Annotated in this window: 9 protein-coding genes and 1 pseudogene; all 10 read right to left on the bottom strand. The window is 28.2% G+C overall.

Annotated elements, in window-relative coordinates; translation table 11 throughout:
* On the bottom strand, positions 1 to 922 hold a 922-nt coding region (locus tag KGF52_RS18485), incomplete at its 3' end, for an RNA-guided endonuclease InsQ/TnpB family protein (protein WP_413927407.1).
* Positions 923 to 961: 39 nt separating this feature from the next.
* Positions 962 to 1,123: pseudogene (locus KGF52_RS18490) on the bottom strand (recombinase family protein); the annotation flags it as partial.
* 87 nt (positions 1,124 to 1,210) lie between these two features.
* Entirely contained in the window at positions 1,211 to 1,759 is a 549-nt protein-coding gene (locus KGF52_RS18495) for a Fe-S-containing hydro-lyase (RefSeq protein ID WP_227841199.1), read from the bottom strand.
* 13 nt (positions 1,760 to 1,772) lie between these two features.
* The gene (locus KGF52_RS18500) at positions 1,773 to 2,612 is read right to left on the bottom strand and encodes a fumarate hydratase (RefSeq protein ID WP_227841200.1); all 840 of its coding nucleotides are present in this window, start codon (positions 2,610 to 2,612) and stop codon (positions 1,773 to 1,775) included.
* A 184-nt stretch (positions 2,613 to 2,796) separates the two neighbouring features.
* Positions 2,797 to 3,276: a Cys-tRNA(Pro) deacylase gene (gene ybaK / locus KGF52_RS18505; RefSeq protein ID WP_227829823.1), complete on the bottom strand. Its 480-nt coding sequence runs from the start codon at positions 3,274 to 3,276 to the stop codon at positions 2,797 to 2,799.
* A gap of 120 nt (positions 3,277 to 3,396) precedes the next feature.
* Complete coding sequence (locus KGF52_RS18510; RefSeq protein WP_227841201.1) at positions 3,397 to 4,095, bottom strand: ABC transporter ATP-binding protein; 699 nt, start codon at positions 4,093 to 4,095, stop codon at positions 3,397 to 3,399.
* Positions 4,083 to 4,868, bottom strand: coding sequence for an ABC transporter permease subunit (locus KGF52_RS18515; protein WP_227841202.1), 786 nt, complete (start codon positions 4,866 to 4,868; stop codon positions 4,083 to 4,085). Before KGF52_RS18515 ends, KGF52_RS18510 begins: the two co-directional genes overlap by 13 nt.
* Positions 4,840 to 5,835, bottom strand: a complete 996-nt coding sequence (locus KGF52_RS18520; RefSeq protein WP_227841203.1) for an MqnA/MqnD/SBP family protein — start codon at positions 5,833 to 5,835, stop codon at positions 4,840 to 4,842. Before KGF52_RS18520 ends, KGF52_RS18515 begins: the two co-directional genes overlap by 29 nt.
* 115 nt (positions 5,836 to 5,950) lie before the next feature.
* Positions 5,951 to 7,885 carry a YgiQ family radical SAM protein gene (locus tag KGF52_RS18525; protein ID WP_227841204.1) on the bottom strand — a complete coding sequence of 645 codons (1,935 nt, stop codon included), beginning with the start codon at positions 7,883 to 7,885 and terminating at the stop codon, positions 5,951 to 5,953.
* 262 nt (positions 7,886 to 8,147) lie between these two features.
* A partial coding sequence (locus KGF52_RS18530) for a sensor domain-containing diguanylate cyclase (RefSeq protein ID WP_227841205.1) occupies positions 8,148 to 10,838 on the bottom strand: 2,691 nt, incomplete at its 5' end.

A 10,838-nucleotide genomic window follows, 5' to 3' on the forward strand; every position in this document is an offset into this window, starting at 1 on the left:
CTATAGCCTTTGATAAATGCTTATTTTTCATCAAATTAGAAACTGCTAAATCTTCAATAGTTATATAGCTTGGTTTTTGCTTTATAATCGAAGATACAGTTTTATTAATATAATCAGTTCTTATATTAGTCAATCTTTGATGAAGTTTTTGTACTTTAACTACTTGCTTTTGGATATTTTGACGAGTAGCTCTCCCTTCTTCTATTTTATTTCTTATTTTTAAACTTTCATATTTTCTTGAAAGTTTTCTTTGTTCTCTTTTTAATTTCTTCTCAACTTTCTTAACTGTAGAAGTTTTATTTATATTTTTAAACTTCTTTTTATCTGAACATATTAAAAAATCTTTAATTCCTAAGTCAATACCTATTCCTTCATTAGTACATTTAGATACTCGAATATCATTTTCCTCAACTAATATAGATACATAGTATCTATTAGATTTTTGACTTACTGTACCACTTTTAACTATTGAATTTATTGGTATATATCCAAATTCTTTTAATCTTACCCACCCAAGAGTAGGTATTTTAACTCTATGCCTTTCAACAGTCCAATCAGTCTTATTATTCTTAGGGAAATATGCTTTTACATCTTGATTTTTCTTTTTCTTGAACTTAGGAAAGCCTTTAGCACCTTTAAAAAAATCTTTAAAGGCTTTATCCCCATTCATAATAGCTTGTTTAGTAGCTTTAGAAGATACTTCTTTAATCCATTTCATATCTTGATTATTAGGTACATATTCATTATTTATCCATTTAGAAAAGTCCATACCACTCACAAATTTTCCTTCTTTTTCATAAATCTCTTTACTATGAGCAATATAGAAGTTGTATATAAACCTTGATACACCAATAGTTTTGTGTATTTTATATTTTTGTTCATCAGAGGGGTTAATCTCTATCTTGTATGCTCTTTTCAACATTTTCATCCTCTCTAATCTTTTTCTTGTATTTTCTTAATCTATTATTCCTTTAGAATTGGCATATTGTCTAAGAAATTCAACTTGATTTTTTAAATCATCTTTTTGATTAGAGGTTGAAACCCTTGTATAAATAACTATTTTTCTATTATCTGTTTCTTTATGTATTCCTGTATATTCTAGATATTGTTCATAAGTTTTAAATATATTTCTATTTTCTAAGTACAACTCCTTAAAATGTGTACAATTAAATTGTTTTGTATTTTTAGTATTTATATAAATTTTCAAAATTTATTTACATTCATAAATTGCTCGTCCTTGCTCGTAGATATTATTTCCATAACTATCTATAGCTACTGTAAGTTTAAGGTCTTCTACTACAATCTTTCTTATAGCTTCAGCACCTAAGTCTTCATATGCAATAATTTCACATGATTTTATCGAATTTGAAATGTATGCACCAGCTCCTCCTATTGCTGCAAGATAAACTGCTCCATACTTCTCCATGCCTTGTATAACTTCTTCACTTCTTTTTCCTTTACCTATCATCAATCTAAGACCTCTCTCTAAAAGAGGTATAGTTAAATCATCCATTCTATAACTCGTCGTTGGACCTGCTGCTCCTATAACTTCTCCTGGTTTTGTTGGAGTAGGACCTACATAGTATATACCTTGACCATTTACATCGAATGGTAACTCTTCACCTTTATTTATACAATCTATCAATCTTTTATGAGCCGCATCTCTTGCTGTATAAAGTATACCGCTTAGACTAATTGTATCTCCACAATTTAATTTAGCTATATCAATCTCACTTACAGGTGTAGTTATCTTTATCATTTTATTTTTCCTCCTAAATTACTACCTTTTTATGTCTCGATGCATGGCAGTTTATATTTACAACAACAGGAAGACCTGCTATATGTGTAGGAAAAGTCTCTATATTTAAACCTAAAGCTGTTGTAGTTCCTCCTAACCCCTGAGGTCCTATACCCAATTTATTAATAGAGGCTAATAATTCACTTTCTAATTTTGCAATATTTTCATCTTCATTAAATTCACCTAGTTCTCTAAAAAGTGCTTTTTTAGCTATTTGAGCACATTTATCTACTGTTCCACCTATACCAACTCCAATTACCATAGGAGGGCATGGATTAGGTCCAGCTTCTGAAACTGTATCAATAATAAATTTTTTAATTCCTTCTAATCCGTCTGATGGCTTTAACATCTTCATTTTACTCATATTTTCGCTTCCAAATCCCTTAGCAGCAAACTCTATTTTAATTTCATCACCTTTTACCATTTCATAATGAATAATGGCAGGAGTATTATCCTTTGTATTTATTCTGCTAATTGGACTTACAACAGATTTTCTCAAGTATCCTTCCTCGTATCCTTGTCTTACTCCCTCATTTATAGCGTCAGTAATTGTATCTCCTTCAACTAAAACCTCTTGTCCTATTTCAACAAAAAATACAGCCATACCAGTATCTTGACATATTGGTATATTTTTTTTCTTTGCTATTTCAGCATTTTCAACTAATATATTTAATATGTTTTTTCCAACTTCACTTTTTTCAGTTTTAGCTTTCTCTTTTATACAGCTTAAGACATCATCTCCTAAGTATAAACTAGCTTCTATGCAAAGTTTTTTTACTTGTTCAACAATTTGTTCAGATTTTATCTTCCTCAAGCGAACATCCCTCCATTACTTTATAAAAAATATTCGTAATCATATTTACACTTTACCATCATTTTTAAAATTTCTCAATATTTTTATATCAATTACATAATAGTAGTTAAATGTTTATTTTTAAGTCATTATTTATTTTATTAATTATATAATTTTTTTGTCATTAATTTTCTATCTACAATACCTATTTTTTTATTAAATCTGCAAACTCTACTTTTATAAGTTTCTGTAAGTCAAGTGGCGATAATTCTATTTGGTATCCTATTTTACCAGCACTTACTATAATTGTATCTAATTGTTTTGCACTTTCATTTAAAAAAGTCTTATAAAGCTTCTTCATCCCTACAGGAGAACAACCACCTCTAATATATCCTGTAAGCTTATTTATATCTTTTACATGAATCATATCCACACTTTTTTCTTTAGCTACTTTTGCAGCTTTTTTTAAGTCTAAACTTTCATGTACTGGTATTACATATACATAAATATTCTTACTAACTCCTTGAGTTACTAGAGTCTTATATACTTCATTTACATCTCTTCCTATATCATGTGCTACCTCAACACCATCTACATGTTCACTTTTGACTTCATAAGATAGTACCTTATAATCAATTTTATTTGAATCTAAAATTCTCATAGCATTAGTTTTTACTTTAATCATACATTCACTTCCTTTTTATAAAATACGAACATTATCTATATTTTCGAATATTCTGTACTATTTTAATAGAGTATTATAGTTAAAATAATTATATTTTAAAACAACAATATTATTATAACTCTATATTAACTTCAAAACTTCATTTTTTTCCAATTCACTAGAATTTTTTAGTTCTTTTTTTATTATCATAGGAGAATCTCCTAAAATAAATATATTATCTGCTAAAAATAATGCTTCTTCAATATCATGAGTTACAAATAACACAGTTCTTTTTTCTTTTTTAAGTATATTTTTAAAATTATCCATTATTATTTGTTTATTCTTTGCATCAATTGATTTAAAAGGTTCATCCATTATAATAGTCTTTGATGGATAAATAAAAGCTCTAGCAATGTTTACTCTTTGTCTAATGCCCCCACTAAGCATCTGAGGATAAAATTTTTTATATTTAATAATTCCAACCAAATCTAAATATTCATCACAAATTTTATCTAGTTGAGTTTTACTGTAATATTTATTTACAACTATCTTTATGTTTTCTTCTACAGTTAGCCAATCTATTAGCCTGTCTTCTTGAAATATGTAACTTACCTCTAACTTACTCCCAATTTTATTTGAATTTTCTTTAATATTTAAATTATGAGTATCATTTTTTATAATACCACTTATTATATTTAAGAGAGTAGTTTTCCCACATCCAGACTTCCCAAGTATACAGTTAACATTATCTATGTAAAAATCAATATTAAAATTTTTAAATATAATATGATTATCATATTTTTTATTTATATTCTCAATACTTAACCTTATCTTTTCCATAAAAAAGCTCTCCTTGACAAAAATTTTTGAGCTACTTGTAAAATGACTGAAATTAAAACTATTATAATTATCCATGCAAATATCCCAGATGTATTAAAATTAATTTTTTCAGTTTGTATCATAGTCCCAATACCATATGTAGGTTGACTATATACCTCTCCTGCTATAGCAACTTTTAAGCTTAGTGAAAATGTCGATACTAATATAGATATAATTTGAAATTTTATAGCTGGTAAATAAATTTTCAATACCTTATCTATAAACCTTATCTTATACACACTTGCCATTTCTAATAAATTCTTGTCAATATTCAATATTGCTCCTAAAACACTATCATATAATATTGGAAAAACTATAGCAAACCCAACTATAAAAGGTGTACTATCTTTTTCAAACCAAATTAGTGCTATTACTACTAATATCATCGTTGGTATTGAACGTGCTAGAGCATTAATTGGCTTTAATAAATTTCTAAAAATCCTGCTTAAATATGCTATTATTGACAATATGATAGCAAAAATCAAAGCAAATAAAAAACTAAAAAAACATCTACCTATTGAATAAAGTATGTCTATATAGAAATTAGAATTCAATACGATTTCTTTAATACTATCAAAGACTTGATTTATTGTTGGTAAGAATATATCATTGTTAATTTTTAAAGCAATAATTTGCCACAAAAATAAGAGGATAACACAAGAAAGTGTTACCTCTAATTTGTCTATAAATTGTTCTTTAATTTTCTTATTTTTCAACAAAGTATATTGCTTCATCTGGTACTTTGCCTCCTACCGTCTTATCATCAAAGTTAGCTAATTTTTCATAGTAGTTTTTGTAATCATTAATCATATCTTTAACTGGAATGTACTTTAAATTAGCCCTTTCAAGAGCTTTTCCTATTATTTTAGGTTCAGTAGATATCTTTATCTTCTCAGAATATTTACCTAATTCCTCAGGATTTTTATTTGCCCAATCTACACTATTTGATAATTGTCCTAAAAAAGAATCTACAAATTCTTTATTGTCTCTTAAAAAATCAGATTTTATAATTAATGTAGATTGAGGATATCCATCTTTTGAACCACTTACTTCTTTCCATGAATCATTTAAACTTTTTATAATTTTTATATCTGGATTCTTGGACATTAAAGCACTAAGTGCAGGTTCTGGAACAATCCCTGTTGTAATTTTTCCTGTAGCCAATAACGGGACTAGTTCACTTGCAGAATTTACATAATTAAAATTTATATCTGCTGGACTTATATCCTTTTGTGATAAAAGACTTCTTATCGTTATATCTGGAGTAAGACCTTTCCCTGTACATCCAACTTCTTTCCCAATTAAATCAGAATAATCCTTTATATCATCTGTTGATACTAAATAAAGCGACCCCATACCTACAGTACCAACTATATTATAACTTGAAGTTTTATTATACGCTATTGCAGCCATATTTGACGGAACTATAGCTATATCTACATCTTTTTTCATTACTCTAGTAGAAATTGCTTCTGGTGTTTTCTCAATGCTATACATTGTTTCATATCCATCTTTAATTGCTGGATTTTCATTTGCTAATTTAGCTACTGCTACCGCTGGCAATCCATCTGGAACAGCCACCTTTACTTCTTTAACAACTGCTGGTTCTTCTTTTGGCTTTTCATTTTGTCCTTGTGAACACCCCACTAAAAAAATTACACTTAATGCTGCTGATAACATTATATAAATATACTTTTTCATCTCGTCCTCCCAAAACTAACTTTTTATAAAATAATTATATTTATTTATATTAATTTCTGTTAATTTATCGAATAATCCTTCTTATTTAAATATTTTTATTTACCTATACTCTATTTTAATATTTTTTCTTTCTCTTACTTGGACTTTTTTGTTGTTTTTTATTGTTTCTATTATTTGCATTATATTTTTTATTTTCAGTAGAAGTCTTAGACTTATTTTTATTAGAATTATTTCTATTAAAATAAGGTTTCTCATCCTTTGGTTTTATCAGACATCGATGTCCAAAACCTATCAAATCCTCTCTTCCAGCTTCAACTAATGCAGAATATACTAAATCATAGTTTCTAGGTGCTCTATACTGTAATAAAGCTCTTTGCATTGCTTTGTCACGTTTTGATTTTGGAACATAAACTGGCTTCATTGTAAGTGGGTCTATTCCTGTATAAAACATTGTAGTTGACAGTGTTCCAGGAGTTGGATAAAAATCTTGAACTTGCTCTGGTTGATAATGAGTATCTCTCAAATATTCAGCTAACTCTATAGCACTATTTAATGTAGACCCTGGATGACTAGACATTAAATATGGTATCAAATATTGTTTTTTACCTAACTCTTCATTTATAGCAAAAAATTTCTGTCTAAACTTATCATAAGTTTTTCCTGCTGGCTTTTGCATATATTCTAAAACTTCTTCTGATATGTGTTCTGGAGCCACCTTCAATTGACCACTTACATGATGTTCTATTAGCTCTCTAAGAAACTTATTATTTTTATCTGCCATTACATAATCATACCTAATACCAGAGCGTACAAACACTTTTTTTATGTTAGGTAATTTTCTTACAGCTCTAAGTAAATGTAGATACTCACTATGGTCTGCATCTAAGTTTTTACATGGTGATGGAGATAAACATTGTCTATTTTTACATGCACCTTTAGTAATTTGTTTGTTACATGCTGGTCTTCTAAAATTAGCTGTTGGCCCTCCAACATCATGTATATATCCTTTAAAATCATTTAATTTTGTTATTCCTACTGCTTCATCAATAATTGATTTCTCACTTCTACTTTGAACAGCTCTTCCTTGATGAAATGTTATTGCACAAAATGAACAACTACCAAAACACCCTCTTGAACTTACTATGCTAAATTTTACTTCTTCTATAGCTGGTATACCACCAGATTTCTCATATACAGGATGATATGTTTTTTGATATGGTAATCCATAAACTTCATCCAATTCTTCTCTATTTAGAGGCTTCTCTGGCTTATTTTGAACTAAATACTTACTTCCATGAGGTTGAACAATTATATTTCCTCTAAATGGGTCTTGTTCATCATATTGAATTTTAAAAGCCTCTACATATTTCATTTTATCTTCACATATTTCTTTATATGAGGGAATCAATATATAGTTATCGTATATTTCTTCTAATGTATCTGAAACATAACATGTCCCATCAATATGTCTAATATACTTTGGGTCATATCCATCATTAAGTGCATTAGCTACATCCACAATCTGCTTTTCACTCATTCCATAAACTAATAAGTCTGCTCCACTATCTATCAACATTGACTTTCTAACCTTATCACTCCAATAATCATAATGGGCAAATCTTCTTAGACTAGCTTCAATTCCTCCTATTACTATTGCAACATCGCTATATGCTTCTCTTATTTTATTACAATAGACTATTGTAGCTCTATCTGGCCTATAACCCATTTTTCCACCAGGAGAATACATATCCTTATCTCTATGCTTTTTACTCACTGAGTAATGATTCACCATTGAATCCATATTCCCTGCATTAACCAAAAACCCAAGTCTAGGCTTTCCTAATTTCATAAAATCATCTGTAGTCTTCCAATCTGGTTGTGCTATTATACCTACCTTATATCCAGCATTCTCTAAAACTCTAGATATTATTGCTGTACCAAAACTATGATGGTCTACATATGCATCACCTGTAACCAACACAAAGTCTAGCTCTTCCCATCCTCTATCTATCATATCTTGTTTACTTATTGGTAAAAACCTATTTTCCATATCATCACCTGCTCAATGTATATTTAACAAATACTTTCTTAAAATTAAAAGTATCTTTTAATTTTGTTCTTAACGCTTAATTATAACACAAAAAATACTTAAAACCACAACTTAAATAATTTATATGAACGTTTTAGGTTCAATAAATCAAAATTGTGATTTTAAGTAAATCTATAATACAGTAATTTAAACGTTTTATTCAATAATACAGTAATTTAAACGTTTTATTCAATTAGTTAGGAAATCTTTACAAGAAGCTCATCTAAATATTTGCTTCAGACTCAACACTATTTACTTCACTACCAAATATTAAGCATGCATCTTTACCATCAAACCATTTTAAAGCAGTTGTTGTTATGTTTACATTTACACCAAACTTTCTGTTACGCATAAATGATTTATAAGTATCAGTTCCATCTTTTAAACAGCTCATAGGGCATTTCCTACATTGTTTATTCTGATTGTTCCATAGTGCTTTATAACATAAATCACCTACATGTGTATCTGGTGCTGACTCAAGCATCTTTTTATTGATAAATAACAGTTCATATGTATTTCTATCAACAACATAAGCCCATATGTCCATGTTATCCATTACAGACTTTTGAACTTCTAAAGAGTTCTCTAGCTTACTTTGGATACGCATTTTTAATAAAAACATACTGAGCATCTTAGAAATAAATGTCAATGTATCCACTTCATCACTAGTCCACATACGATTATATGAACATTCATCAAATCCTACAAAACCTCTAAATTCATTACCTTCTAAAATTTTACATTGTAATATTGAACATATCCCTTGTGCTTTAAGCAAATTTTTTAAATCGCTATTGAGATTATCAACATCATTACAATAAAACAATCCATCTGCATTGAAATTTAAAAGATAATTACCTAAATGACCATAGTAAATATTCTTAAGATTATCAATTTCTGGTGTTATTCCTTCATTACACCATTCAAATGTATTTTTACAGTAGAGGTTATCATCCGAGTTTTCAAATATATAGACACGACTCACATTAAAATGTTTACCCACAATATCAAGAATCAAATTTACAGCCATTTCTATATTATTTGATTCATACAGTATATCAAATATATAATTTGTAATATGCTCCTTAAAAGACCTTTCTATACTGGTATTTTCATCTGTATTTCTTGTATTTGCTATGTATTGTACTTTATCAATTTTTTTATCATACAAGGCATAACGATTCTTTCCTTTCCCCTTAGCTGAATAAAGAGCTATGTCTGCATTTCTAAACAACTGCATGTACTCTATGCCATCTTTTGGAAATCTAGCAATTCCTACACTCAAAGATATTTTATAATTATATCCTTTACCTACAAAAGACCTCTCAAACGTTTTGACCAATTCCTCTGCTTTGTTCATAATATCTCTTGTTTCAGAAATATCTTTCATAAAAACAATGAACTCATCTCCACCAATTCTTCCTACTATATCAGATGCTCTAAATAAATTTATTAAATCACTTGCAATTTCACTTAATACAGCATCACCATATAAATGACCTAAATTATCATTTATACCTTTAAAGTCATCAATATCAATAATCATTAAAGTCCCTTGTCTGTTTTTATCCAATGTTATATATTCTTCTATAAGTGCTTGTGATGCTTTTTTATTATATAAGCCTGTTAGTGGGTCTTTTTCCGCTCTCTCTTTTAATTTTTCAGCTTCTCGCTTTGATTCATCAATATCAGTTAAACTACCTACAACTTTATAAGGTATTCCATTATCATCAAACAGTGTCGTTGCTTTTATACTAAACCATGCATAAGTAGTATCTCTAACTCTAAGTCTAATCTCACACTCCTCATATTCACTGCCTGATGAAGTAAGATTGGTTAATGAAATAAACTTATCTATATCATCAGGATATATGTCAACTGATTTGATTATATTTTTAGTTGCATTTTTAGTTATAGGGTCATAGCCAAATTTATTATACCAATTAGGAGAAATACTCATTTGGTCTTTTTCTATATTCCATTCAACTATAATATTTTGTGTCTGCTTTATAATAATCTCATGACGTTCTTCACTCTTTTTAAGCTCTTGTTCTAATAATTTAGCAGAAGTAATATCGACAATTACACTACATAGTACTGAGTTTCCACTTTCATCAACTATTTTTCTTCCTTTTAATAAAATCCATATAATGCTACCATCTCGTTTTTCAACTCTTCGTTCACATGCAAATGTATCATTTACTTTAAGTTGCTTATTTATATCATCAATCATTCCAGCTCTATCATCTCTGAAAATCAGCTTAATTAATTTATTATCTAATTCATCTTCTAACTGTTTACGTGTGTATCCAATCATATTTAAATAACCTTCATTTAAATATATACTATCAAAATCATCATTTATCTCAGTTATCACTATTCCACCAACAATGCTATCATTAATAGTCTCTATTTCAAACATTTTTGAGTCTAATTCTTCTTGTATTTTCTTGAGTTCTGTTATATCAGTTAAAACTCCCTGTATATATTCATTCCCTTTACTATCTTTTATAGATTTGCTTCTATCTAAAACCCAAATTATACTTCCATCTTTTTTTACAATTCTATATTCAACTTCAATTTTATCCTGTCTTTTTAATCGATTCAAAACAATACTATTAACCTTGTCTACATCTTCTTTATAAATCATATTTTTAAATTTGTTTTTAAAAACTATATCTAAATCCTCTTCAGAATAACCTGTAAGTTCCAAAAACCCCTGACTTACATAGGTCATAGTCATATATTTATCTTTCAAGCAGTTTTTAACACCACCTAATATATTATCAGTAAGTGCCTTGAATTTTTCTTTTTCATTTATAATAGTCTTAGTATTGTTATTTATAATATAAGCTATATATACCACAAAAATTAATATAACTAATAATATTTCTAGCGCAAATATATATACATC

This window comes from Clostridioides sp. ZZV15-6597 (genome assembly GCF_020657815.1).
Classification (GTDB): Bacteria; Bacillota; Clostridia; order Peptostreptococcales; family Peptostreptococcaceae; genus Clostridioides.